The 24,622-nt window shown below is 38.3% G+C and carries 22 protein-coding genes, 1 tRNA gene and 1 pseudogene; 7 read left to right on the top strand and 17 right to left on the bottom strand.

What is annotated here, in order from left to right:
* The 7 genes and pseudogenes from CDG56_RS17205 to CDG56_RS01880 all read right to left on the bottom strand — a co-directional run.
* Positions 1-200: pseudogene (locus tag CDG56_RS17205) on the bottom strand (hypothetical protein); the annotation flags it as partial.
* A 284-nt stretch (positions 201-484) separates the two neighbouring features.
* Positions 485-1,552 carry a YqaJ viral recombinase family protein gene (locus CDG56_RS01905; RefSeq protein ID WP_087546770.1) on the bottom strand — a complete coding sequence of 356 codons (1,068 nt, stop codon included), beginning with the start codon at positions 1,550-1,552 and terminating at the stop codon, positions 485-487.
* A gap of 158 nt (positions 1,553-1,710) precedes the next feature.
* Entirely contained in the window at positions 1,711-2,745 is a 1,035-nt protein-coding gene (locus CDG56_RS01900; protein ID WP_087546769.1) for a DUF932 domain-containing protein, read from the bottom strand.
* A gap of 17 nt (positions 2,746-2,762) precedes the next feature.
* Positions 2,763-3,029 carry a hypothetical protein gene (locus tag CDG56_RS01895; RefSeq protein WP_087546768.1) on the bottom strand — a complete coding sequence of 89 codons (267 nt, stop codon included), beginning with the start codon at positions 3,027-3,029 and terminating at the stop codon, positions 2,763-2,765.
* Positions 3,030-3,150: 121 nt separating this feature from the next.
* Positions 3,151-4,026 (bottom strand): inovirus-type Gp2 protein, encoded by an 876-nt coding sequence (locus CDG56_RS01890; RefSeq protein WP_087546767.1) that lies wholly within the window; start codon positions 4,024-4,026, stop codon positions 3,151-3,153.
* 292 nt (positions 4,027-4,318) lie between these two features.
* On the bottom strand, positions 4,319-6,886 hold the full coding sequence (locus tag CDG56_RS01885; RefSeq protein WP_087546766.1) for a hypothetical protein: 2,568 nt from the start codon (positions 6,884-6,886) through the stop codon (positions 4,319-4,321).
* A gap of 267 nt (positions 6,887-7,153) precedes the next feature.
* Positions 7,154-8,503: a tyrosine-type recombinase/integrase gene (locus CDG56_RS01880; RefSeq protein WP_087546765.1), complete on the bottom strand. Its 1,350-nt coding sequence runs from the start codon at positions 8,501-8,503 to the stop codon at positions 7,154-7,156.
* A 269-nt stretch (positions 8,504-8,772) separates the two neighbouring features.
* Here CDG56_RS01880 and mutS point away from each other — a divergent pair, with 269 nt between their 5' ends.
* The 4 genes from mutS to CDG56_RS01860 all read left to right on the top strand — a co-directional run bounded on the left by mutS (position 8,773) and on the right by CDG56_RS01860 (position 13,662).
* Positions 8,773-11,400: a DNA mismatch repair protein MutS gene (gene mutS, locus CDG56_RS01875; RefSeq protein WP_171295086.1), complete on the top strand. Its 2,628-nt coding sequence runs from the start codon at positions 8,773-8,775 to the stop codon at positions 11,398-11,400.
* A 275-nt stretch (positions 11,401-11,675) separates the two neighbouring features.
* Positions 11,676-12,005: a ferredoxin FdxA gene (fdxA, locus tag CDG56_RS01870; protein WP_004663008.1), complete on the top strand. Its 330-nt coding sequence runs from the start codon at positions 11,676-11,678 to the stop codon at positions 12,003-12,005.
* A 136-nt stretch (positions 12,006-12,141) separates the two neighbouring features.
* Complete coding sequence (locus CDG56_RS01865) at positions 12,142-12,855, top strand: D-Ala-D-Ala carboxypeptidase family metallohydrolase (protein WP_087543920.1); 714 nt, start codon at positions 12,142-12,144, stop codon at positions 12,853-12,855.
* A gap of 138 nt (positions 12,856-12,993) precedes the next feature.
* Positions 12,994-13,662: an O-methyltransferase gene (locus CDG56_RS01860; RefSeq protein ID WP_005157533.1), complete on the top strand. Its 669-nt coding sequence runs from the start codon at positions 12,994-12,996 to the stop codon at positions 13,660-13,662.
* Between the two features lie 119 nt (positions 13,663-13,781).
* Here CDG56_RS01860 and CDG56_RS01855 read toward each other — a convergent pair whose 3' ends face one another.
* The 9 genes from CDG56_RS01855 to CDG56_RS01815 form a co-directional block, all read right to left on the bottom strand.
* Positions 13,782-14,624, bottom strand: a complete 843-nt coding sequence (locus tag CDG56_RS01855) for a universal stress protein (RefSeq protein ID WP_087546763.1) — start codon at positions 14,622-14,624, stop codon at positions 13,782-13,784.
* Positions 14,625-14,739: 115 nt separating this feature from the next.
* The gene (locus CDG56_RS01850) at positions 14,740-15,357 is read right to left on the bottom strand and encodes an acyltransferase (protein WP_087546762.1); all 618 of its coding nucleotides are present in this window, start codon (positions 15,355-15,357) and stop codon (positions 14,740-14,742) included.
* Positions 15,347-15,949, bottom strand: coding sequence for an IMPACT family protein (locus CDG56_RS01845; RefSeq protein ID WP_087546761.1), 603 nt, complete (start codon positions 15,947-15,949; stop codon positions 15,347-15,349). Before CDG56_RS01845 ends, CDG56_RS01850 begins: the two co-directional genes overlap by 11 nt.
* 521 nt (positions 15,950-16,470) lie before the next feature.
* Positions 16,471-17,217, bottom strand: a complete 747-nt coding sequence (lptB, locus tag CDG56_RS01840; RefSeq protein WP_004663024.1) for an LPS export ABC transporter ATP-binding protein — start codon at positions 17,215-17,217, stop codon at positions 16,471-16,473.
* On the bottom strand, positions 17,217-17,765 hold the full coding sequence (lptA, locus tag CDG56_RS01835; RefSeq protein WP_087546760.1) for a lipopolysaccharide transport periplasmic protein LptA: 549 nt from the start codon (positions 17,763-17,765) through the stop codon (positions 17,217-17,219). Before lptA ends, lptB begins: the two co-directional genes overlap by 1 nt.
* Positions 17,749-18,297 (bottom strand): LPS export ABC transporter periplasmic protein LptC, encoded by a 549-nt coding sequence (lptC, locus tag CDG56_RS01830; RefSeq protein ID WP_087537128.1) that lies wholly within the window; start codon positions 18,295-18,297, stop codon positions 17,749-17,751. The genes lptA and lptC overlap by 17 nt, the downstream gene beginning before the upstream one ends.
* Positions 18,298-18,336: 39 nt before the next feature.
* On the bottom strand, positions 18,337-18,876 hold the full coding sequence (locus CDG56_RS01825; protein ID WP_005157544.1) for a KdsC family phosphatase: 540 nt from the start codon (positions 18,874-18,876) through the stop codon (positions 18,337-18,339).
* A 3-nt stretch (positions 18,877-18,879) separates the two neighbouring features.
* Positions 18,880-19,857 (bottom strand): KpsF/GutQ family sugar-phosphate isomerase, encoded by a 978-nt coding sequence (locus CDG56_RS01820; protein ID WP_087537127.1) that lies wholly within the window; start codon positions 19,855-19,857, stop codon positions 18,880-18,882.
* 189 nt (positions 19,858-20,046) lie between these two features.
* A complete protein-coding gene (locus CDG56_RS01815; RefSeq protein ID WP_413772778.1) occupies positions 20,047-20,331 on the bottom strand; it encodes a DUF6896 domain-containing protein in 285 nt (94 codons plus the stop codon).
* 240 nt (positions 20,332-20,571) lie between these two features.
* Here CDG56_RS01815 and cysS point away from each other — a divergent pair, with 240 nt between their 5' ends.
* The 3 genes from cysS (at position 20,572) to CDG56_RS01800 (ending at position 22,830) form a co-directional block, all read left to right on the top strand.
* A complete protein-coding gene (gene cysS / locus CDG56_RS01810) occupies positions 20,572-21,993 on the top strand; it encodes a cysteine--tRNA ligase (protein ID WP_087543906.1) in 1,422 nt (473 codons plus the stop codon).
* 62 nt (positions 21,994-22,055) lie between these two features.
* Positions 22,056-22,131 (top strand) — tRNA-Gly (locus CDG56_RS01805).
* 225 nt (positions 22,132-22,356) lie between these two features.
* On the top strand, positions 22,357-22,830 hold the full coding sequence (locus CDG56_RS01800) for a copper resistance protein NlpE (RefSeq protein WP_087546759.1): 474 nt from the start codon (positions 22,357-22,359) through the stop codon (positions 22,828-22,830).
* A gap of 95 nt (positions 22,831-22,925) precedes the next feature.
* Here the strand turns inward: CDG56_RS01800 and CDG56_RS01795 are convergent, their stop codons facing one another.
* Positions 22,926-24,530 carry an isocitrate lyase gene (locus CDG56_RS01795; RefSeq protein ID WP_087546758.1) on the bottom strand — a complete coding sequence of 535 codons (1,605 nt, stop codon included), beginning with the start codon at positions 24,528-24,530 and terminating at the stop codon, positions 22,926-22,928.
* Between the last annotated feature and the right edge of the window lie 92 nt (positions 24,531-24,622).

Below are 24,622 nucleotides of genomic sequence, written 5' to 3'. Positions count from 1 at the left end.
TAATACGAGATCAAAGGGGTCAATTTTACTTTGCCATTTGTAAGGTAAAAGGGGTCAATTTTAGAATGCCGTTGACAAATCTGGCTGGTAATGGTAAACTGGTCATCCTTTTCAGGGATTCGTTTACCATTCTTTTCAACGATCTTGCCAATACTGATACGTCCCAATACAGGTGGGGTAATTGCTAAACCTTTAATCATGGTGATTATCCTTTATTGCATTTATTTACGGATTCCCCAAATCCATTGAATGCACCGCTCCCTCACATCAAGATTGATGAAATAAAAAAACCTGTTGAATATTCGGTCATGGGAGAAAACATTGTGCGAACATAAAAAAATGCAAAGCTGCTCCACCGTCCTTTCCTTAGTATTGGGGAAAGGACAAGAGGGGCGGCTTTGCACAAATTTTAAATTTAGGGAAATAAAATCGTTTGATGTGGTGTGTGATGGAAATAGGTCTAAAACTTGTTTAGTCAGATGATTTAGGTTGTTGCAGAATAAATATTAAAGCGTCTGCTCCCTTGTCGGGATTGTGGATACTGTTGCAGTAGTTCAGGCTGTGCCTGTAATAATGCCTTTTGATCCAGCACCACACTGTCCTTTGACTTTTTCCATGTCACAGTACCATTGGAAAAGATGGCTTTCTCTGCATCTTTCATGAGTGCCTGAATCCGATGCTTGAGATAGTCATATTTAGTCTGATGCTGTGCCAGTTGTTTTTCCTCATGTAACAGATCTGTAAACAGTTGATCAACACCCTCCAATGTGGAGAAATCAACGGACTGTAAAGGGATATGTTGAGGGTAAAGTAATTGCAGGGCTTTGGCGGCTGATTCACTGGCATCAACACTCGGTGGTATGTCATTTTCCACACAGTTCCAGAATATCCGTTCAGAAGCCATGATTCGGTCAATCACAATTTCATTACGTTCGACCTTAAATATTTTGGCTTCATGTCCACAGATTAAGGCACAGATATGGGCTGCCTGTTTGCCTGTGACTGCCAGTTGATGTTGTACCTGAATAATCACGTATAAAGGCACACCATCACGCCACAGTTTGGTTCCCCATTCACCTACAGACTTACATTCCAATATCTGCACTTCATCACAGCCCACAACGGCATAGTCCAGATTGGCTAACATAAAGTGTTTATCGGGATCAGGATGCTGTAACACCGCATTGACCTTACGCACTTTATGACCTGTCTTGTGTTGGTAATAGTTGGCAATCAGGGGTTCAAGTTGATTGCCCCAATATAAAGGGGAATAACTGTTTTGGGTCGGTTGATCTGGCTGTGTCTGCATCCGACCTGTTTTAATCATCCACAGCTCCAGCATCGACATATGGGGATTAAGCCCACAGGCTGCGGCGGCATCACTACTGCCAATCCCCTGTTTTCTGACCTGTAGCCATTGTTCACGGCTCATGCCTTTGGTTTTAGCAAAGCGTTTGGCATGGCTATGTTGTGATTTAGGCAATTGTCGGGAAGTGGGTAAATAGGCTGAGGCTGTGGATTTACTGATTTGTGGTTCAATGCTATGGTTCATTAGATACTCTATGTCTGTAAAAATTAAAATTGCGGCATAAAAAAAAGCCACATCAGGGCGATGTGGCAAAAGGGAGTTTTTGGGTAGAGGGAAACAGATGATTTAAGTAATGAATGTATTACTTAGGCTAATTTGACTAACTTTAAATCCAGCCAAAGTTAGACCACCATTCTGAGTGCCTGTTCCAGTCCTCGCTGTTTCATGGCTGCACCTGTACCAAACCATGCTGAATCCAGTCGGTGATCGGTACTCATGGCTCGACGTTCATGATCAACAAATTCAGTGATGCTACACAGCAAGCCATAGGCTGTACCTTTGGCTGAACTGAGTTCTGCACCCCGCCCCTGACCATTAAACATATCCATGACTTTAGACATGGCTCGTCCATTCGGTTCAGTTTTATTGGTTGCATTGGCTTCATTTGCCACATTGCGGTAGAACTGGATAATGCTGTCATCCTGTTCAGCAATGCTGAGACTGGTATTGTTAAATACCGCATCAAAATAGGCTGCCGCTTCCTGTTGGGTGACTTTACGCTGACTCAGTTGTTTCATTTCATACATATGCTCATCCCATGCACGAACTGAAATACCCAGTTGCTGTTTGACCTTTTCCGCATCAAATCGGGTGCTATGTGGAACTTTCACCACGCCTGCACTGGTATTCTGCCCACGTAAGGCAATTGCCAGTGTGTTGTTACAGACTACACGGATACTGGTAAATTGTGCAGTTGTGGCAAGCGTACCATCACATGCTGTTGCCAACAGAATGTAACCATTACTGACATCCTTGCCCTTGAGCGCTGTACTTTGTCCTGTACGTGCCAAAGCCCAGAACTTTTTACCACCTTTGAGCACACCTGCGGTTTCCAGTTCAAAGCCTGATTGTTCCGTAAGATCACGATAGAACTCCAGAATTTCTTTGGGTTGAACTTCCTGAAAGCGTTGGCTGACTACTGATAAAGGTGCATGGGTATCAGAACGATACAAGACACGCTGTTCCTCATAAGGCAGGATGATGCTTTGTCCCCGATCATTCTTTGCCATGTAACTGACATTGGATGATTCAATACGCCAATCCATGCCTGCCTGCTGTGCCCAGACTTCAATCGGTTGATGTGGACTGAGTTGATTACCCAGACCATGCCACGGGGTTTCACCGACATACGCCATTTGTTCAAGTTGATGTGCCATGATGGTTTCTCCTGTCCTTAGTTGAAATTGTGCTGGCAATTGTTGCAATGGAAATAAGCCGTAGGCTGCTGTGGTTGGGATGGCTGAACCAGACTATCAATCAAGCCACCCACCACTGCACCTGCAAGCCCACCCAGTAATGGTGAAAAAGGGGTAGGGAAACTTTTGGCAAGGCTTGCACCAATTCCTGCACCTGCCATTGAAGAAAAACTGTTATTGCCTGATGGCTGTGTAGTTGCACGGCTGACATTGGCTGAATAGCAATATGGACATGTAATATTCATAAGATAAACCTCATTAAATGAAAAAAGGCTTACCAATCGGCAAGCCTATATTTTTGAATGTAAGGAATAAAAGAAACATTCAATCTTCATGTTAATGATATATATCCATGATTTTTTGGGATCAACGTTTGGACTGAAAGCGAGAGGATGGTTTGAACACTGCTTTGCTGAACTCTCTCATTTTATTTAGGCGAACTCGTAAGTATTGGTTATTCTTTTTTGAATCCGCTAGATATCGAATGGCTTTACGAGCATTCTTTATACTCTTGCTAAGCTTTCGGTCAATTCTACCAATGCCCAGCAGTTCTAATGATTCATAATATTTTTTATGCGAACTGTGATTGCCATTATGAAAGTAACCATGTCCTTGTGTAATTTCGTCCCGCCATAATTCACCAATTTCCTGCCCATAATAACCATCTCGATAACAGTCAGAACCATTATAAATAACCAGCAAATGACAGTGGTAACCTTTGCTTTTGCCACCTTGTTCCAGTCGATAGGCATAGCCCACCTGATTCTTAAACATCCTGTCCCTATTCTGAATACGGTTGACCAGTTTTTTAATATCCCGATCAAATTGCCGAATAGTAGGGCTATGCTCAAATAAATAATATAAATCCACCCGTACCAGTAACAACTTACAATGTTTCCCAACAAGTTGATCAAAATAGGTTAAAAATTCATCTAGGTTATCCTCGACCTTATCGGCAAAATCATGGAGGAAACATTTCTGGCGAAGTCTAAGATTTGTTTGAAAATCCTTAAAAACACGATAGTTATCAAAAACATTCTTGTCATACCAATCCATCCGTTCAGCCATGAAGTCAAAATAAGCCTGAATTAAAGGACTATATTCAAGTTCTTCATCATAGATGGCCCTTGCATCATCCAGCCACTGTTCATAGTCAGATGCAAAGTCTTTCCAGTAATAGTCTTTTCTACAAACTAATGACATAAATTTTTCAAGATTAATGAGGGCTTGTGCTTCGTTCATGTAGAGATACTCCTATGGTAAATTTCATAGGAGTGCTGATTCTGTATTTTTATAATTTAGATCAATTGATTGATTATTCTTCCAATGACAATCCATCATCATCTTAGTTATGGTGATGGTACACATACATTTAAGTATTTAATAAATAATATATTAAATATATATCCCAGTAGAAATCAGAGTAAAAACCATCCTTTATCACGCCTAAAAATTAGTGATCTCTACTTCTATAGCAAATAGAAAAAAATCATCCCAATTGGCATGATTTTATAGGTCGAAATGGAAGCTAAAGTTATAATTTTTTCATTACCGATTTTTTTGCTTTCGGCTTGTTGGTTGTAGTTGTTTTCTTGATCAACCATTTTGGTAATTGTTGATAAATCTCATCATCCAACAAATCCTGATAAACCATATAACTGGCAAGATAATTCACAATATTTTTGGCTAATGTTTTTTGGGTGGTTTCCACTAACAACTGATGACATTGGAGTTCTAGCAATGTCTGAGCTATCTGTAATTTCTCCACTCTACCTTGTATTCTGATCTCAGGATCACAATCCCTTTCAACTTTCTGACAAGCTGAACACCATTTACGCTCCAGTTCAGCAAATAAATCAGGATATTCCAGCAATGCCTGTGATTTAAACATCAGTACCACATTTGCTGCATAATTGGTAATGTTGTTTTGGCTTGTCCTGTTGCCCCCCTCCCAATAACCAAGATACGCTGCCATATCAGAGATCGGTTTTCTTTTTTTATTGTCCTGCAACATGGTAGAAAATATTTTAGAAAAATAGGCATAATCCATTGCTTTATTGACATCACAATAAAATAAACAACGTATGATCACCACGTCAGTTTTCATTGCCTGTTTTAATATTTTCTCAACTCTTCCTAACCGAGTGATATGCCGCTGAATATGTATCAGTTTATAAGGAACGTTGTCATTCTGTCCTAAGGTCTGGATAGGTTGATTTTCCTGCTGTTGGACAGAATGCCTCGTAGCTAACAACAACCTAGATGCAGCAGAATTTTTAGGAAGATGGATTGGTGAAATTATACTTTGTATGGAAGATGGCTCAACGATTTGGGCATAAAGTCTGATCCGCTTTTTTTCACCGAGAATTTTTGCTGGCTTCTGACGGGCCTCAGGTTTAAAAAATAAAGGCTGATTAAACCTATACTGGACTAGAAGCTCATCCAAACTTTTCTGAACATCCCTTTCGTTGAGATTAGCAGCTAAAATACTTTCAAGTACAACTGTACTGCTACCCTGACTTTGTAATTGTTCTGCATAGATATGAAAAAAGTATTTCAATGTACGTGAAATGATCCTAGTTTCAAGCTTCTGCTGTAATAGATTGAGTTGATACTGATTCCTGAAAATCACAGCAAATTGTAACAATTGTCGGCTAATACGATTTTCTACACCTCGATTCAATGTCTCACGCACACTTGATGCAAAAGAATAAAAGGCATTAGGCGCACTCTCTTTCATTGTCATCATAAAAATTTCGATAAACATCGCCAATTCAAGATATTTTTGCATTTTCCATATAGCAAAATTTTCCTGATAAATGACAGCAATTCTTGCAATATATTCTCTTGCATGATCAGACAAGTGCATCATGTCCCAAATATAATTTGAACGCTGCCCTGTAGAAAAAAATAAAAGATGAGGAATATGCTCTTGAATCTGATTGGCATGGAAATAGGTTAATTCAAGCTCAATGGTGGAAGTACCTGTATCTAATCTAATGGCACGAACCTTATTGATCACAGCATAAAGATAAAGCTCCATTACCTGATTCAGAGAATCTACTCTAAGCCTCCCGAACTTCTCCAATTGATATAAAAACTCAAGCACCGTCTGCTCAACAAATTCCCAACTTTCTTCTACGCCATCAACCAATAAAAAATCTCTTTTTTGGGGTTTAGGTATAAGATTTTTACTCAAAACAGGATTTAGATTCTGAACATGAATCTTCACTGAAAGTTTAAAAGTTTGAGTAACGTATTCCTTAAGTACCCTAGTGATCTTTCCAATAAAGAAAGTCTCATCCAGATAGAATACTGACTGGATAAAAAACACCGCATAATATGCCAATATTTCCTTTGTCTCTAGGAAAGGTTTATAAAATATTCTGATGATATTTTGATCACCACTAAGAACATTCAATAAATTAGCTTTATCAGCAATCATCTCGTCAAATTGTGGCGAATGTTGATCATTTTTTCTAATAACAATTTTAGCTACCACAATAGATAGCATCCCTGCCTTTGCCAATTGTGAAGAAATATCTGCTTTTATATCTACAACCATTCTTTCAACTACGTCATCTTGATATGCACTCCACAACTGAATTGCCACCTCTTGATTTTGATCGGAGGGTGATTGTTCACTTTGCTTTTTATAACGATAGTCAAGATATGTCTTTAAAAACATTTCAGCATGATTTTCCTGATTCAATGTCCAAATCCCAGAGGATTTATCCACTAAAACAATATCACCATATTCTGTTTTAACTGTTCCTTTGTATTGGAAAGACTCCACAAACTCCAGAAACTGCCCTAGTTCAGAAAATGTCTTACGGTTTATATCTTTCACATGTGGTCTAGGAAAAATTTTTACTTTCTTCAGCGCAGTAATCAGGCGTTTAACTTGTACCTTATTGGTATCACTCACAACCCAGCCTTGCTCCAGATCATAGCCTTTTAAAAGTTTAGGGATCTCTTCCCCTACCAGTTGATAAACATGCAAAGCATTTACAATTTCTAAAGATTGTCCATTTTCAGCATCAATGATTTGAATATTTTCATATAACAATTCAAGAATTTTGTAAAAATTATCTTTTTTCATATCATTTCAACTTTTGATCAAAAATAAATTATATAAGTCATTGTTTTTATATTAATGATATAAAATTAAAATACAAGTTTAGAACTATAAAATCTTCCAAAAAATTCAAATTAAAACTGCTAAAAATATGTAAAAAAATCTGTTTTATCAATTCAATTTAGAGCCATAAATTTCAAATTTATTCTTTCAAATTAGTGTAATTTATTCAAATTTTAGATATAAAAAATCCGCCAATTAAGACGGATTTATCTCATCAATTTTTATTACTTAAATTAGCTTCTCCATATGATCCGCCCACTTCTGCAACCACTCTGCACATTCGGCTTCATAATTATGCAGGTTGTATGTTCCCTCAATTCCTTTTTTGGAATGTCCCAAAACTGCTTCTGCAATATCTGTAGGACAGCCTAATCTGGATAAACCTGTTCTCACTGTTCGGCGTAAATCATGCGGATTCCAGTCATCAATATCTGTTAGCCAAAGCTGTTCAGGACGGAAATTAGTCTTAACTTTATCTGGATTTTTCATTTGCCACTTTATTTCTGTTAGGGACTTTTGTTGGATGGGCAACCCTGTTCGAGACGAAGCAAACAAATATTCCTGATCTGGTTTATATAGATTCCGTAAAAAATTGACACATTGCCTTGATAATTGAACATAACGCTCAGTGCTATTTTTTGAAGCTTTCAGATGCCATGTTCCTTGATCCAAATCAAAATCCCTCCATTGAGCATCACACAATTCTCCAGTACGGCAACCTGTCCATAGCGTTAAATAAAGGATATGTTTTTGATGGGTAGTAAATCCTGATGTGGGTAGCCAAGCCAATACACGTTTTAATTCCTGATCATTTAGAACTCGTGTGCCCTTTTTACAGGTTACTTTCAGTCTTGACTGCTTGATACTCATTTTGGCTAATAGAGCAGGATTAGCAAAATTGGCTGGAAATCGCTCCAAGCCAATGGCATATTCATACGCCAACGTCAACTCGGACAATACTCGTCCAGCCTGCACATTAGAACCACGATCAATAATTTCCTTGGTTAAAGCCACCACATCTTTTCGGGTCACTTCCAAAGCAATACGATTACCTAAAACTCGTACCGCATCGCCATATAAAGTACGTCGTGTTTCAGATTGACCTTTTGGCTTACGCACACCCAAAACTTTTTTTCGTTCACCTGTTCGAGGGTCAGTAATCCAGTGATCTTCAATCACCTCAGTCAAATACATCTCTATCATTTGGTGTACAGTGAGTTGAGACATATCTTTTTGTGCAAGCTCTTGTTCAATCTGTTGCTGAAGCTTTTCCTGCTCTTTTTTATGTTTTGGACAAATCCCCTGATTTCGTTCGGCTTTTAAACGAGTGAGTTCTATCCTTGCCTCTGCCAGTGTAACTTGGGGGAAATTTCCGATCTTGTATTGTTTGATGGAATCATCCACAGGACTACGATAACGGTAGAAAAAAGTTTTCATTCCCGTTCTGCCACAATGTACTCGTAATCCTGTGTACTCCCCTACATCAGCCTTGTCAGGATCACCCACTTTCATCTTCTCAATGGCTTTCGCTGAAAGTGCTTTTTTTATTGTCGTTTGTTGATCTATTGAGCGAACCACTTTAAACCTCACAAGAAGATTGAATTATTTGTTATCCTTTCAAGCTGTCCATTTTCCAATATTGATAAGGAATGATGGCTAGTTTAAACTAAAACAACCTATACTAAAACCTACACTAATGTTTTGGCTTAGGCTGTATTTGCTTAGATTTCATCCAACACCCTCGGATACTCTGTTTATGTTAGATACTATTAAATACATTGAAAATAAAGGACTTAACACCAGTGAAAGATAATAATAGCATAGCAGACATTTCCAACCACACCCCAATGATGCAGCAATATCTCAAAGTCAAAACAGACTATCAACATGCATTGCTGTTCTATCGTATGGGTGACTTTTATGAACTATTCTTTGAAGATGCGCATTTAGCAGCCAAACTACTCGGCATTACGCTGACTCATCGCGGTAAAGCGAGTGGGCAACCGATTCCAATGGCTGGTGTGCCTTATCATTCAGCCGAAGGCTACCTTGCCCGCTTAGTTAAATCTGGTCGCACAGTTGCAATTTGTGAGCAAGTTGGTGAAGGCGAGAACGCAGGTTCTCGCGGTAAAGCACCTATGGAACGTAAAGTAGTTCGTATTCTAACACCAGGTACTTTGACTGATGATGCATTACTTAGCAGTTATCAGTCTTCAAATCTGGTTGCTTTATGTATTCAACAAAATCAAATTGGGTTTGCATTACTTGATTTGAGTGCGGGTATTTTTAAAGTTCAACAACAAAACTATAAGCCAGAACAATTGGCGATTGAGCTAGCTCGTTTAATGCCTAGCGAGATTCTCATTGATGAAGATCTGATCGATCAAAATATTATTGAACAAATTAAAAAGAATTTAGACTGCCCAATTACTAAACGTCCAAATGTTGATTTTAATTTAAATAATGCACAAAAAACTTTGTGTGACCAGTTCTCAGTTTCAACTTTATCAGGCTTTGGTCTAGATCCACTCCCTTTGGCAAAAGCTGCAGCCGCAGCATTAATTCATTATGCCAAAGAAACACAAAAAACGGCTTTACCACATATTCGTTCTATTCAAATTGAGCAAAGCACTGACTTTATTGCACTTGATCCAATTACACGGCGTAATTTAGAAATTATTGATCCGTTATTTGAACATGGCACATCATTATTCCAACTGATTAATGACTGCCAAACCGCAATGGGTGGCCGTTTACTCAGTCGAACGCTTATGCAACCGATTCGTGATACTGCCATATTAGATGCTCGGTTAGATGCCTCAGAGCAATTATTAAAAGGCTACCATGAATCTCCTGTACGTTTAGTGCTCAAAGAAATTGGTGATATCGAACGTGTATTGAGTCGTGTTGCTTTGGGCAGTGCACGTCCACGCGATTTAGTTCAACTGCGTCAAGCATGTGCACAAATTCCATTTTTACGGCATGCTTTAGTACCTGTGCTAAAAAACCAACAATCTCAATTATTAAATCAGTTGGATAATCAATTAGGTGATTTCAAAAGTCTACATCAACATTTAATGGCGGCAATTGTTGAAAATCCGCCAGTATTATTACGCGATGGTAATGTGATTGCTGAAGGTTATGATGATGAACTGGATGAATTACGTAAAATTCGTGATCATGCAGGGCAATTTTTAATTGATTTAGAAATTAAAGAACGCCAACGTACTGGAATCAATACACTTAAAATTGGTTATAATCGTGTCAGTGGTTATTATATTGAGTTGACACGCGTTCAGGCCGAGCAGGCACCTGCCGATTATATTCGCCGTCAAACCTTAAAAAATGCCGAGCGTTATATCACTCCAGAGCTCAAGAGCTTTGAAGATAAAGTCCTTTCAAGTGAATCACGCGCGCTTGCCCGTGAAAAGCTTTTGTTTGAATCCTTATTAGATGAGCTTCGCCAAAATATTGCTCAACTACAAATGATGAGCGCAGCAATTGCGCATATTGATGTACTGGCAAATTTTGCACATCAAGCCAGATTAAATAATTGGACAAGACCTGAATTTACGGCTGAAACCAGCATCAAAATTCAAGCTGGTCGTCATCCTGTGGTTGAAGCTTTAAATAAAGCACCATTTACACCGAATGATACGACTCTAGACCCACAACATCGTATGGCGATTATTACGGGTCCAAATATGGGCGGTAAATCGACATTTATGCGTCAGACCGCATTAATCAGTTTACTTGCTTACTGTGGTAGTTTCGTTCCCGCAAAATCGGCAAAACTGGGTTCAATTGATCGTATCTTTACCCGTATCGGTTCTGCGGATGATTTGTCGACAGGTAAATCTACTTTTATGGTGGAAATGACTGAAACCTCACAGATTTTACATCATGCTACAAGTCAATCTTTGGTTTTGATGGATGAAGTTGGTCGTGGTACGAGTACTTATGATGGCCTCTCTTTAGCTTGGGCATGTGTACTTGATTTGACGAAGCGTGTGAAATGTCTATGTCTGTTTGCAACACACTACTTTGAGTTAACCGACCTGGGTGGTGAAGTTGGTATTGATAATTATCATGTGACAGCACAAGAACTGAATGGTAATTTAATTTTATTGCACAAAGTACAACACGGTCCTGCAAGCCAAAGCCACGGCTTACAAGTTGCAAAACTGGCAGGTATTCCAGCAAGTGTAATTAAAGAAGCACAGAAACGTTTGAAAATTCTGGAAAAGCAACAGCATCAACATTTGCAAAATACAGTTCAAAATGATTTATTCAGCTCACTTGAGCATGAAATTGAAACTCAAGTTGTTGAGAAAATTATTGAAGTGGAAGCTCAATCCCCTGTGCTTGAATTGTTAGATAAAATTGATGTGGATGATCTAACACCACGTCAAGCAATTGAACAGCTTTATCAGCTCAAAGCCTTATTCAAATCTAGCCAAGCACTCGAAAATTAAGATTAAATCATCAGCTTTGGCACTAGGTCAGAGCTGATTTCTCTAGTTGTAAGATCGCAATTATATTTGTGCGCTCATTTTGCATCATGTAATGCAAGGAGAAATTCGACAATTCATTAAGTTATTGAGACTTATTATCAATAAAAGTCATATAAATAAGCCCATTTCATTGATACGAATAATAAATATCAATAAAAGGAATTGTTTCTATCGGTATTTTTTGCCTAAAATACGCTATGCAAAATGAAAACCATATTTTTTAGGTAGCTGCCGCCATGACCTTTGTTGTCACCGAAAACTGTATTAAATGTAAATATCAAGACTGTGTTGAAGTTTGCCCTGTAGATTGCTTCTATGAAGGTCCAAACTTTCTTGTCATCAATCCAGATGAATGTATTGACTGTGCATTGTGTGAACCTGAATGTCCAGCAAATGCGATTTTCTCTGAAGATGAGCTACCTGAAGGTCAAGAAGCGTTTATTGAGCTGAATGCTGAACTCTCTGAAAAATGGGCAGGTAATAACATCACTCAAATTGGTGAACAACCTGCTGATCGTGAAGAATGGAATGGCAAGCCAAATAAATTGCAATATTTAGAAAAATAATCATAGAAAAGACCAGTATTAACTGGTCTTTTTTTATACTCGAATCACACATTTCTTTGCAATTGCACCATTATTTGTACGTTATTTTGCATTAAAATGATTCATCTATCACTTATAGATTGTGAACTGCTTTTTTATGATGCGAAATAAATTACAGGGTCTCTTATCATTTTGTATCATCCCTGTGATGATGGTCGGTTGTGTCAGTTCAGCCACTAAAGTGAATCAAAATCAAGATAAAAGAATTTACATTCCTCAAGAACAAGTTACTTTTACTCGCCCAATTCCAAATAAAGTTGAACCAAACTCTTATCGCCAATGGCTCAATCAAGGTGAAAATTACGCGCGCGTCCGCGAATACGAGCAGTTTTTAACACGCAACAATGTGGCGCATATTATTCCAAGTTTTGAATTATTACGTACCGCTAGAGATTGGCAAAAATGTGGTCGCTCAGAATATATGGTACCAAATCGTGAGCTATGGAATAATTCACTTTCAACCTTACGGGTCTTTAAATATTTAATCGCTGCTAAGATTTTAACTGATTTCGAAGTCACGTCTGTTTACCGTGATCTACCTTTAAATCAATGTGCAGGTGGTGCGGGTTCTTCTAAGCATTTGTTCAATTCAGCAATCGACTTCCGTATCGGGCCTGAGGTTCCACAACCGCAAGACTATGCATATATTGAACAGACCAAATTTAAACTATGCCAATTTTGGATCCAGCATGGGCAGAGTTTAAATCTTGGAATCGGCTTGTACAGCTCTGGCCAAATTCATATCGATACGCAAGGTTATCGAACTTGGGGGCCTGACCTCACCCGAAATAGTTCAATGTGTAACTTCTAATAAACGATAATTTAAATCGATAAGAGATCTAAACGGTCTCTTTTTTATTTCAATGGTAGTGATTAATTCAGTAATCAAATTGCACTCTAAGCATAAATGTTTAAAATGCAGCTAACAGATTCATAGGTAAACTTGATTATGCAACAGATGTGGACCGACATTGATGACTATATCAATTCACATTTAATTCCCACAGACCCAAGACTTCAACATGCATTAGACAATACCGATACTCAGGGGTTTTCTAATCATTTGGCTGTTGCGCCTAATCAAGGCATGTTTTTGCAAATGTTGATTCAGATGAACCAATGCAAACGGGTACTGGAACTGGGAACGTTTGGTGCCTACAGTACTATTTGGCTTGCAAAAGCATTACCTGAAGATGGCTATCTACTCACGGTAGAAGGTCGAGATACTCACGTCATTATTGCTCAGGAAAATATCGATTTTGCCAAGATGCCAACCAATATCGAGCTCAAGAAAGGTCGTGGTGCAGATATTATGAAGCAACTTATTGCTGAAGGCAGTGAACCCTTTGATCTAATTTTTATTGATGCCGATAAACAAAGTTATCGTGAATACTTTGAATTAAGTTTAAAGCTTTCTCACTCAGGTACGATTATTGTACTTGATAACGTCATTCGCGCAGGTGCGATCTTAGATGAGAATAATAAGAAGCCTAGTATTGAAGGCATTCGTGAAGCATTCTCAGCATTAAAAGATCATCCTCAACTGCTCTCTTGCACTGCTCTACAAACAGTAGGATCTAAAGGGCATGATGGTTTTGCAATTGCAATCGTAAAATAGAGATCAAAAAACAATCTAAAAAAATTATTTATTCAATATCAATAACTTATATTTATCCACAATGCTTTTCCATATAGTTATCCACAGTAATTGCGGATAACTATATGGAAGAAAATGAATCACTTAGCTACGAGTAAGGGAACATTGGCATTTCGGAAGATCGTTGTAGTAATACTGCCTAAGAAAAATTGATGAATTTTACTATGGCTAAAAGCACCTAAAACAATGAGTTGAATATCATGTTCTCTTTGATATTCAAGAATATTTTGGGCAACATCCCCGTATCGATAAATGGGTATAACATCTAAACCCACATCTTTTAAATATTTTTCTGGCTCTGCCAGCATTTCTGGGTGATCACCGACATAAAGTAAATGACATTGTAACTTTTTCAATAAATCACTTTGTGCTATACGTTGCAGCATTTTTTGACAGGTCGGTGAATACTCATAAGCGAAAATAAAACGTTTCGGTGGTTCAAAATGCTCTCCCACAGTAATCACTGTACAGTTTGCACCACGAATAAAGTTTTCCACGTTACTGCCAATTGGCTTATTCTTCTCGGCCGCCCGTTCACCCACACGCCCGATAATGACAACATCATTCTCTTTTAAAATATTAAAGCTCTGTTCAAGAAAATCGCCTTTTTCCTGAATCTTGGTACTGGTTAAACCATATTGTTTTTCGATCAGCTCAGAAATATGTTTCAGTAAGTTATTACTGTAGTCGAGTGCGAGTTCACTTTGCTTTTGCTCAAGCTCAGCCAGCTCCTTGAGCAACATGGCATTACTTTCAAAACCAATGACACCGCTGATTTCACCTAAATGATAGCTTGCTGGATAATAGTCCAGAATTTGCAACAATACTAATTCTCTTTGCGTTTGCTTCGCCACCCATGCGGCTGCTTCAGCAACAGCATCAATACAGGGTGAAGAATCAATACATGCAATGACACGGTTCATGTTCGCCTCTCTTTAGGTTTAACACCTTAGGTCTTCTACTTGTTTTTAACTTATCACAGATCAAAGTATGGTGGGTTAAATTTATGTATAGAATCTCATGAGCTTTTAATTGATTTTATTCAGTACGATAACGAATCAATCTAGCTGGATTACCTACTACAATTGCAAAATCTTCTATATTTTTAGTGACCATACTATTCATCCCCACAACCGCATGATGTCCAATTTTCACGCCATCTTTTATACCAACATGAGCACCTAACCATACATCTCGCCCAATCTCAATTCCTTTGGAGGTAACAGCTTGTTGGTATATTGGTCGGTCTAAATCCATTCCATGATCAAACGCATATAAATGACTATAAGCGGCTATTCGAACCTGATCATGCAGCTTAATCCCTGCACGTCCGCCATCTAAAATACAGTGGTGATTGATTGCCACTTCACTGCCAATCTGCAACGGCCCATGCAAGGTACAATCTGCCGCGATAAAGGTATTGTCACCAATGCTAATCTTTCGTCCACGCTCTGCAAAAATATGTGCTAAAGGGGAAATAAAACAATTATTGCCAACCTCTATTGTTTCCATTTCCATCAAATAAGCTTGATATTCAGCTTGCCATGCTTCGGCCCATTCTCGATGTTTAGGCTTAAGTGACCAGTACAACCAAGGCATATAATTCAAACGATGCTTATGTTGTTCTCGATACTTTAATAAAGGATCAGTTGTCATCTTCTTGTTCCTCTATCACCTTAAACGATTCACGTCCACGTGTCACATCTTGGAGCTTATGCCTTAAAGGCTCAATTTGATGTACTTGTAATCGTGCTTCAATAAGAACACCTGTTTCAGTGTAACGTTCTTGATATTCAATCTGTTGTTGGATCAATTCATATTGGATAATTGCCCATTCATTAAATAAACAGGCAAATTGAATCTGTTTTTTCTCAATCAATTCAATTTTTTCAACGAGTAATAAACACTGACCTGCACAGCCACCATACGCTCTGACCAAACCACCTGTACCGAGCTTAACACCACCATACCAACGATTGACCAATACAATGATATTGGTTAAATCATTACCCTCTATGGTTGCCAGAATAGGACGACCTGCTGTTCCAGAGGGTTCACCATCATCATTAAAGCGTACATTGTGTCCTATCTTCCATGCCCAGCATTGATGGGTGGTTGATGTATCTTTAGTCTGCTCTAAAAAGGCCTTGACCTGTTGTTCATTTTCAACAACCGCAGCAATCGCTTGGAAACGACTTTTTTTAATGTCTTCTTCAAAAGTAACTGTATTCGCGATAGTGAAAGGCATAAAACATAAATACAAACCAAAAAGAGAGTATAACTTTTCACAAGACAATAAAAAACCTCACTTTAAGCGAGGTTTTTTTAAAGTATGGTACTGTTCACGGAGTGTCTCAGCATGCGTAATCGGTACCGATAAAAGTACTATAGAAAATAACCACTTAATATCTCCATATATTTTCCCTGTTCTACTATTGATGATTATATATCTGTCTTTATGCTCATATTCTTTTCATATTATTATCGTTTAAAAGCACAATCATTCTACTCACTTTTTCCAACAAAAAACTATGCTCTTTCAGCTAATTCGAACACACTTAAGTGTTTGTTTTTTTTGTAAAATAGTTTCGTAATAATGCGCAAACAATAGCATAAAATAAAAGTAAAAATTAATTAAAAATCAATCATCTAAAAATTAAAACCTTTTAGTTTTAAATGCATTAATCACGTATCTATTTATTATTCATAATAATTTTAGATAAAAAAAGAACCAATAAATGGTTCTCTCATCTCTTGATTGAATTTGGCTCAAACAACAAAGTCATCACCTAGATACACTTTACGTACTTGCTCATTATCTAAAATTTCTTGCGGAGTTCCTTCTGCTATCACAGAACCTTCACTGACAATATAGGCTTTTTCACAAATTGCTAAGGTTTCTCTTACATTATGATCAGTGATTAAAACACCAATTCCTCGACTCTTTAATGTCTGGATAATATCTTTAATATCACCTACAGAAATTGGATCGACGCCTGCAAATGGCTCATCTAATAGCATAAATTTAGGATCAGCTGCCAACGCACGAGCAATTTCAGCACGACGACGTTCACCACCAGATACACTCATTCCTAACGAGTCTTTAATATGATTAATTTTAAAATCATTCAATAATTCAGTTAAACGTTGCTGTCTTTGCTGTTTATTTAGATCTTTACGCGTTTCCAAAATTGCCATGATATTTTCGGAAATTGTGAGCTTTCTAAAAATTGATGCTTCTTGTGGTAAGTATCCAATACCTTTACGTGCCCGCTCATGCATCGCTAGATCAGATAAATCTAAATTATCTAAATGGATTTCACCCTTATCCATCCGAACAAGTCCGACAACCATATAGAAACTTGTGGTTTTACCTGCACCATTTGGTCCAAGTAAACCGACAATTTGACCGCTTTGCATCGTAAATGAAACGTCTTTTACCACCCACCGTTTACTATAGTTTTTAGCTAGGTGTTTAATACATAAAGTTTGTGATTGCTGTACTGATTGATCCATTAATCACGCGCCCCTGGAGAACTTTTAGAACTTGATGGCGGAATAATAATTTGAACTCGATTTGATGAAGAACCTTGTGCCTCTACATCACCTTTGTTCATACTATATTTCAGACTGTTACCACGAATACTAGAGCCATCTTGATATAGATACGCCTTACCAGTTAAAGTAATAATTCCTGTATCGGCATTATAAACAATGGTCTGTGCTTCACCACGTGCTAAACCTTTTTTAGCATCCATTTGCTGCTGAAATTTTGCCAACTGACCTTTAGCTGTAATCGTTTGTATTTCTTTTTTGCTATTCAATGTTGCAATAATAGAATCAGCCTGAAGCTTCATCGTGCCTTGCTCGATCACTACGTTACCCGTATAGGTTGTTACACCCGTTTTATCATTATAGGTTGCACGATCAGCAACCAATGATAACTGTTGGCTACGGTCTGATGGCAAAGCAAAACTTGAAGCCGAAGAAAATACTACAGCGGCAATACAAGTGACCTGTTTTAGGAAAGTGAAACGAAATTTAGAATTAAAAGCTTGGCGCATACTTTCCTCGAATTTTATAGAATTCATATTGACCATTATTCAAATTTGCCTTTAGACCTTGACTAACAAACTCAGAACTTGGTGTTTGTACAGTGACTGAGTGTTGTGTCTCTAATTCTCTGGTTTTTGGATATCCTGTGAGTTCATTAGTATGAAACTCCATTTTCCCCTGATCAGACAATTTAGTTGCAACGACATTGCCTTGTAATATGATCTTTGTATTATCGTCATAGGCTTGTGCTTGTTTTGCATAAAACGTTGCATCAGCCTTACCCTGCTTGTACATCACGGCATTTAATTGATCAAGTTGGGATGTTTTCTGCTGCATATTTTGCTGCAACTGTTTCACCTCAGCCCGAATGTATAAATTACCCTGCTCATCAGTCTGTGTTAAGTGAACACCCTGCGCTGAATAAGTCATATTTTTCGCTGAATCAACATCCAACTTTTTTGCTTTGCCGCTGTAATAATAATAGCCACCACTTAAAGCAGCAATCAAAACAGCGACAACATATAAAACCTTGGTATCCATAAACAGAGTTACCTGACCTTTGGGTAATTCACGCTACTATTAATGTGGTACAGCTAAATATTTTGCAAGTAGCTCTTGGTAAACGCCTTTTGAACATAAGAGCATATCGCATACTTCTCGAACTGCGCCACGTCCACCCATCGCTTGAGTGACTAAATTTGCACGACGACGAACTTCCTCATGACCATTGGGAACAGTAATACTCATGCCAGCAATCGCAAATGCAGATAAATCAGGCCAGTCATCGCCCATATATAAACAATCTTCAGGTAAAATATTTAACTGAGCACAAGCTTCACGTAATGCCACACCTTTATCTTCTCGCCCTTGAAAAATAAGATCAACACCTAAATCTGTCATTCTTTTTTCAACAATATTGCTCTTACGTCCAGTGATAATAATCACTTTCATTCCTGCTTGTTGAACCAATTTCATACCTAACCCATCACGAATATCAAATGATTTAAGTTCATCACCTGAGTTTGTTAGGGTTACAAAGCCATCGCTTAAGATTCCATCCACATCAAGCACTAATGCTTGTAAATGACGTGCTTGTTCTTGTAAAGCATAAGATGCCATGGCTTAATTTACTCCTGCCTGAATAAGGTCATGCATACTAATCACACCAATCACTTTATTGGTATGATCAACAACTACAAATTGATTAATCTTTCTCTCATGCATTTTTTCCAATGCTTCCACCGCACGGGCTTCTTGAGAAATAGTGAGTGGATTTTTGGTCATAACTTCAGCAACTGGGAGATTTACATCAAAACCTTGCTGCTGATCAATCATTCGGCGTAAATCACCATCAGTAAAAATACCTAATAAAATATCATTCTCATCAACAACCGTGGTAAGACCCAAACGTTTATCTGAGATTTCATATAACACCTTATTCATCGGTGTATCAGGTTTAACTTTGGGTAATTCAGTCCCTGTATGCATCAAATGTTTTACATGCAAAAGTAAGCGTTTACCTAATGCTCCCGCAGGATGGGAACGAGCAAAATCATCTGCGGTAAAACCACGCGCTTCCAACAATGCGACGGCTAATGCATCGCCTAAAACAAGTGTTGCAGTCGTACTAGATGTTGGTGCTAAACCTAGAGGACAAGCCTCATCGGCCTCACCTAATGTCAGTGCAACATCCGCATTCTGTGGCATTGGTCCTTTATCATCACGACTGATAGTAATTAATGGTACACCTAGATGTTTGATTAACGGCATGAGCATCATGATTTCATCACTTTTGCCTGAATTTGAAATCGCGATTAATACATCACCTCGAACCAACATACCCAAATCACCATGCCCCGCTTCACCTGGGTGCATAAAAAATGATGGTGTCCCAGTTGATGCAAGTGTCGCTGCCATTTTTCGACCGATATGACCTGATTTGCCCATACCCGTCACAACAACACGCCCTTTACACTGCAAAAGAATTTCACAGGCACGATCAAAACTTTCATTAATTTGTGTTGCAAGAACTTCTAAGGCTTGTTGCTCAATTCGCAGGGTCTCTAATGCGCTTTTTTGAAAATTTATGGCTTGTGACATATGAGTTTGACCCAGAATAATACGCTATCCACCTGAGGGCAGATCATTTTAATCAAAAGAATGATACTGATTCTAGCATAATTGAAAAATATGCACGTTTCTAAATGTAGTAGTTTTCATCGAAAATGAAGAGAGATTGAACTTATGTTAATTGCTAGAATCTACTAAGTAATAAAGTATATACCCTGATTAGACTAAACGACCTGCTTTCACTTCATCTTCAAAACATTGCTTTAAAGCAGCTTCGCTAGAAAATCCATATTCAAATAATCTTGAACCAGCAAAATCAAGCAATCTCCATAAATCAAAACCATTGATCTGCCCCTGCTCTCCAAAATCAAAATCTACGGCACCTCTATGTAATTTAACCTTAAAGCCAAAACCATGTTTAAAATATGGAATACCTCCTATCAATTTACCAAGTTGAGGGATATCCATACATGCCCATTCAATATTTGTAATAGGTTGCTTTATACCAGATCCTTACATAAGAGCTAGAACCTCACATACTGCACTTTGATAAGCAAGAATGAGACATCTGAGATTGCTATTCATCATAAACTCAAGAGTAAAAAATCATAATATGCGATATTGCTAAAAAATAGGCATTTATAAAGGCAATCACTCCTCCATTTTTTTCACCTGATAACTTTATGAAATACAATGCATACGTTATGATGAATCACGATTTTTGTAGAGTGTTTGAAAACCCTTATGCAACCTTTTGTTCTATATAATTCTGAGCAACGTAAAAAAGTTGAATTTGTCCCACGTCAAGAAGGTCAAATCGACATGTATGTCTGTGGTATGACTGTTTATGATTACTGTCATATTGGGCACGCTCGAGTTATGGTTGCATTTGATTACATCATCCGCTTCTTACGCAGCCAAGGCTGGAAAGTTCGCTATATTCGTAACATCACGGATATTGATGACAAAATTATTGCGCGTGCCAATGAAAATGGCGAAAGCATTCAACAACTCACGGCTCGTTTTATTGATGCAATGAATGAAGATGCAGCTAATTTAGGCTGTGCAGCACCAGACGAGGCACCAAAAGCAACTGAATATATTGATCAAATGCAAAATATGATCAATACACTGGTTGATAAAGGTGCTGCCTACCCCGCTGCCAATGGTGATGTGTATTTTGAAGTGACTAAATTTGATAAATATGGTCGCTTATCAGGTCGTAAATTGGACGACATGCAAGCAGGAGCATCAGAACGTGTCGATGTCGAAGTAGACAAGAAACATCCATTCGACTTTGTACTTTGGAAACATGCCAAAGAAAATGAACCTGCATGGGCTTCACCATGGGGCAATGGCCGTCCAGGTTGGCATATCGAATGCTCTGCAATGTCGACTTGCTGCTTAGGCAATCATTTCGATATTCATGGTGGTGGCTCAGATCTCATGTTCCCTCACCATGAAAATGAAATCGCACAAAGTGAAGCATCAACAGGTGAGCAATATGTAAATTATTGGATGCATGTTGGTTTTATCAATGTTGATGGCGAAAAAATGTCTAAATCTTTAGGCAACTTCTTTACCATTCGCGATGTCATGGAAAAATTCCATCCCGAAGTGATTCGTTACTTTATTGTCTCATCTCATTATCGTAGCCCTGTCAATTTCTCTGATGTTGCATTAAAAGAAGCAAAGACCACACTAAGTCGTTTTTATCATTCATTTAAAGCTTATCAGCAAGTTTATGGTCAAAAAACAGTTGAAACTTTAGCGCAAGATCTTGTTGAACGCTTCAACAGTGCAATGCGTGATGATTTTAACACTGCGGAAGCAATCGCAGTACTATTTGAAATCAATAAAGAATTAAATCGTGCGGTTAAAGAAGAACAGGCTGAACAAGCAACTGTTCTTTATTCAACGCTACGTTATCTGACGAACATTCTTGGTCTAGTGCAATATGATGTTGAAGATTTTTTAAAGTCTGATATTGGTCAAGAAGCGCTTAATCTCTCTGATGTAGAAATTGAAGATTTTATTCAACAACGTGTTGATGCAAAAAAAGCTAAAGATTTTGCAAAAGCCGATAGCATTCGTCAGTCTTTACTCGATCAAGGTGTCGTTTTAGAAGATACTCGCCAAGGCACAATTTGGCGACGTGCTGATTAATTCAACACTTAGCAACATAGAGAGTTGACAGTTGGATGAAACTCTCTATAATGCGTCCTATTGCGGGAATAGCTCAGTTGGTAGAGCATAACCTTGCCAAGGTTGGGGTCGCGAGTTCGAGTCTCGTTTCCCGCTCCAAAATTTAAAAAGCCTTTATCTAACGATAAAGGCTTTTTATATTTAAAATTTACTTCTTTCTAAAATTTTAATACTTTGCAATAAGTAGGTTAAATAATAAATTTAAATTCTGCCATTTATAGATTTACCAAAGGTTAAATAACCCTTACATACTGTCACTACCCTTTCTTCTTAAAATCCCATAGTTTAAATAACAATATTTTTCAAAAAAGAGCTTAATACCAAATGAAAAAGTCAATTATTGCAATTTCTCTAGCTTCTCTTGTATTAGCCGCTTGTAGTAAAACTGAAAATAAAAAAGTTGAAGAGCAAACACCAGCTACAACTGAAGCTGTATCAGAAGCAACTGTAGCTGATACTGCACATACTACTGAAAATGCATTAGATTGGAATGGCACATATAAAGGCATACTCCCTTGTGCAGATTGTGAAGGTATTAAAACCGAATTAGAACTTAATTCAGATAAAACTTATGAGATTAAAGAAACGTATCTTGGTAAGGGGGATGGCAAACCATTTGAAAGCAAGGGTAGTTTCCAATTCGATAACAAAAATTCATCTATTATTGAATTAGATAAAGCTAGTGATAGCCGTAAATATTTTGTTGCTGAGGGTTATTTAAAAGCATTAGATATAGATGGGAAAGAAATTACGGGTGATTTGGCTAATAAATATCAACTCAAAAAAGAAGCTGAATAATCTTTTTAAATTTTAAATGCTCGCTGTTGCGAGCATTTTTATGATTAAAATAAAAAACCCTGCTTAAGCAGGGTTTTTTCGAATCAGTTCGCGACTTAGTGAGCAGCGAATTGGTTCATTGTGTTTTTAGCATCGTCGTGCGCTTTAAGAGCGTTGTCACCAGAGAAGATTTCTTTGTGATCATCACCGATGTCAGAACCAGCCATTGCTTGGTGTTTAACACAAGCGATACCGCCACGGATTTCTTTACGTTGTACGCCAGCAACATAAGCCAACATACCTTCAGAACCGAAGTAACCTTGTGCAAGCTCATGAGTAGAAAGAGCAGCAGTGTGGTAAGTCGGAAGTGTGATCAAGTGATGGAATACACCCGCTTCACGAGAAGCATCTGCTTGGAATGTACGTACTTTTTCATCAGCATCAGCAGCCAATTCAGTAGCATCGTACTCAGCGCTCATTAATTTAGCACGGTCGTAAGCAGAAACGTCTTTACCTTCAGCAACCCAACGGTCGTAAGCTTGTTGACGGAAGTTTAACGTCCAGTTGAATGATGGGCTGTTGTTATAAACAAGCTTCGCATTTGGAACTGTTTCACGTACACGGTTAACCATGTGAGCGATTTCTTCAACGTTTGGAGTCGCTGTTTCGATCCAAAGAAGGTCAGCACCGTTCTGTAAGCTAGTTACACAGTCAAGTACAACGCGGTCAATTTGAGTGCCTTCACGGAACTGGTATAGACCAGAAGCAAGACGTTTAGGACGGTGAAGTTTACCATCACGCTTGATCAGGATTTCGTCTTCTTGAGCTTCTGAAATGTCGATTTCAGTTGTGTCTAAGTAGCTGATGTATTGAGAAGCGATGTCGCCTGGCTCTTTAACCACTGGGATTTTTTGAGTCAAGTCAGCGCCTTCAGAGTCAGTACGTGCAACGATGATACCGTCGTCAAGACCCATTTCTAAGAATGCATAACGTAATGCATGGATTTTAGCGATGAAGTCTTCGTGCGGAACAGTTACTTTACCAGCTTGGTGACCACATTGTTTCGCATCAGATACTTGGTTTTCGATTTGAAGCGCACAAGCACCAGCTTCGATCATTTTCTTAGCAAGTAAGTAAGTCGCTTCTTCGTTACCGAAACCAGCGTCGATGTCAGCAATAATTGGCACAACGTGAGTTTGGAAGCCATCGATTTGAGCAGTGATTTCAGCAGCTTTAGCAGTGTCACCAGCTTCTTGAGCTTTTTTAAGAGCACGGAATAAATCGTTTAATTCTTTCGCGTCAGCTTGACGTAAGAAAGTATAGATTTCTTCGATTAATGCAGGAACAGAAGTTTTTTCGTGCATAGATTGGTCAGGAAGTGGACCAAATTCTGAACGAAGTGCAGCAACCATCCAACCAGAAAGGTAGATATAGCGACGTTCAGTAGTACCGAAGTATTTTTTGTTCGCAATCATTTTTTGTTGAGCGATGAAACCGTGCCAGCAACCTAATGATTGAGTATATTTGCTAGAGTCAGCATCATAAGCAGCCATATCACGACGCATAATCGCAGCTGTATATTTAGCAATATCTAAACCAGTTTTGAAACGGTTTTGCATTTGCATACGAGCAGCATCTTCTGGGCTAATATCGCGCCAAGTGTCGCCGAATTTTGCTTTTAATTCGCGGATTGCATCAATCGCTGTTAAATATGTAGACATGATATATTCCTTTAGAGGGATTGGCATCGAATGATCGCAAAAAACCATGCTTTTATAGTCTAGATTTTAAGCACTTCATCAACATATTGCAC

It is taken from the genome of Acinetobacter sp. WCHA39 (assembly GCF_002165385.1).
Lineage (GTDB): Bacteria > Pseudomonadota > Gammaproteobacteria > Pseudomonadales > Moraxellaceae > Acinetobacter.
This window is presented reverse-complemented; position numbering and strand designations above follow the sequence as displayed.

What these genes read in the sequence shown, in the direction of transcription:
- CDG56_RS01885 (WP_087546766.1), bottom strand. Translation starts at nt 6,886, where the DNA reads ATGAAAAAAGATAATTTTTACAAAATTCTTGAATTGTTATATGAAAAT.
- CDG56_RS01865 (WP_087543920.1), top strand. Translation starts at nt 12,142, where the DNA reads ATGATGCGAAATAAATTACAGGGTCTCTTATCATTTTGTATCATCCCT.
- CDG56_RS01845 (WP_087546761.1), bottom strand. Translation starts at nt 15,949, where the DNA reads ATGCCTTTCACTATCGCGAATACAGTTACTTTTGAAGAAGACATTAAA.
- CDG56_RS01900 (WP_087546769.1), bottom strand. Translation starts at nt 2,745, where the DNA reads ATGGCACATCAACTTGAACAAATGGCGTATGTCGGTGAAACCCCGTGG.
- lptA (WP_087546760.1), bottom strand. Translation starts at nt 17,765, where the DNA reads ATGCGCCAAGCTTTTAATTCTAAATTTCGTTTCACTTTCCTAAAACAG.
- mutS (WP_171295086.1), top strand. Translation starts at nt 8,773, where the DNA reads ATGATGCAGCAATATCTCAAAGTCAAAACAGACTATCAACATGCATTG.
- CDG56_RS01890 (WP_087546767.1), bottom strand. Translation starts at nt 4,026, where the DNA reads ATGAACGAAGCACAAGCCCTCATTAATCTTGAAAAATTTATGTCATTA.
- cysS (WP_087543906.1), top strand. Translation starts at nt 20,572, where the DNA reads ATGCAACCTTTTGTTCTATATAATTCTGAGCAACGTAAAAAAGTTGAA.
- lptC (WP_087537128.1), bottom strand. Translation starts at nt 18,297, where the DNA reads ATGGATACCAAGGTTTTATATGTTGTCGCTGTTTTGATTGCTGCTTTA.
- CDG56_RS01850 (WP_087546762.1), bottom strand. Translation starts at nt 15,357, where the DNA reads ATGACAACTGATCCTTTATTAAAGTATCGAGAACAACATAAGCATCGT.
- fdxA (WP_004663008.1), top strand. Translation starts at nt 11,676, where the DNA reads ATGACCTTTGTTGTCACCGAAAACTGTATTAAATGTAAATATCAAGAC.
- CDG56_RS01855 (WP_087546763.1), bottom strand. Translation starts at nt 14,624, where the DNA reads ATGAACCGTGTCATTGCATGTATTGATTCTTCACCCTGTATTGATGCT.
- CDG56_RS01860 (WP_005157533.1), top strand. Translation starts at nt 12,994, where the DNA reads ATGCAACAGATGTGGACCGACATTGATGACTATATCAATTCACATTTA.
- CDG56_RS01825 (WP_005157544.1), bottom strand. Translation starts at nt 18,876, where the DNA reads ATGGCATCTTATGCTTTACAAGAACAAGCACGTCATTTACAAGCATTA.
- CDG56_RS01820 (WP_087537127.1), bottom strand. Translation starts at nt 19,857, where the DNA reads ATGTCACAAGCCATAAATTTTCAAAAAAGCGCATTAGAGACCCTGCGA.
- CDG56_RS01795 (WP_087546758.1), bottom strand. Translation starts at nt 24,530, where the DNA reads ATGTCTACATATTTAACAGCGATTGATGCAATCCGCGAATTAAAAGCA.
- CDG56_RS01800 (WP_087546759.1), top strand. Translation starts at nt 22,357, where the DNA reads ATGAAAAAGTCAATTATTGCAATTTCTCTAGCTTCTCTTGTATTAGCC.
- CDG56_RS01895 (WP_087546768.1), bottom strand. Translation starts at nt 3,029, where the DNA reads ATGAATATTACATGTCCATATTGCTATTCAGCCAATGTCAGCCGTGCA.
- lptB (WP_004663024.1), bottom strand. Translation starts at nt 17,217, where the DNA reads ATGGATCAATCAGTACAGCAATCACAAACTTTATGTATTAAACACCTA.
- CDG56_RS01905 (WP_087546770.1), bottom strand. Translation starts at nt 1,552, where the DNA reads ATGAACCATAGCATTGAACCACAAATCAGTAAATCCACAGCCTCAGCC.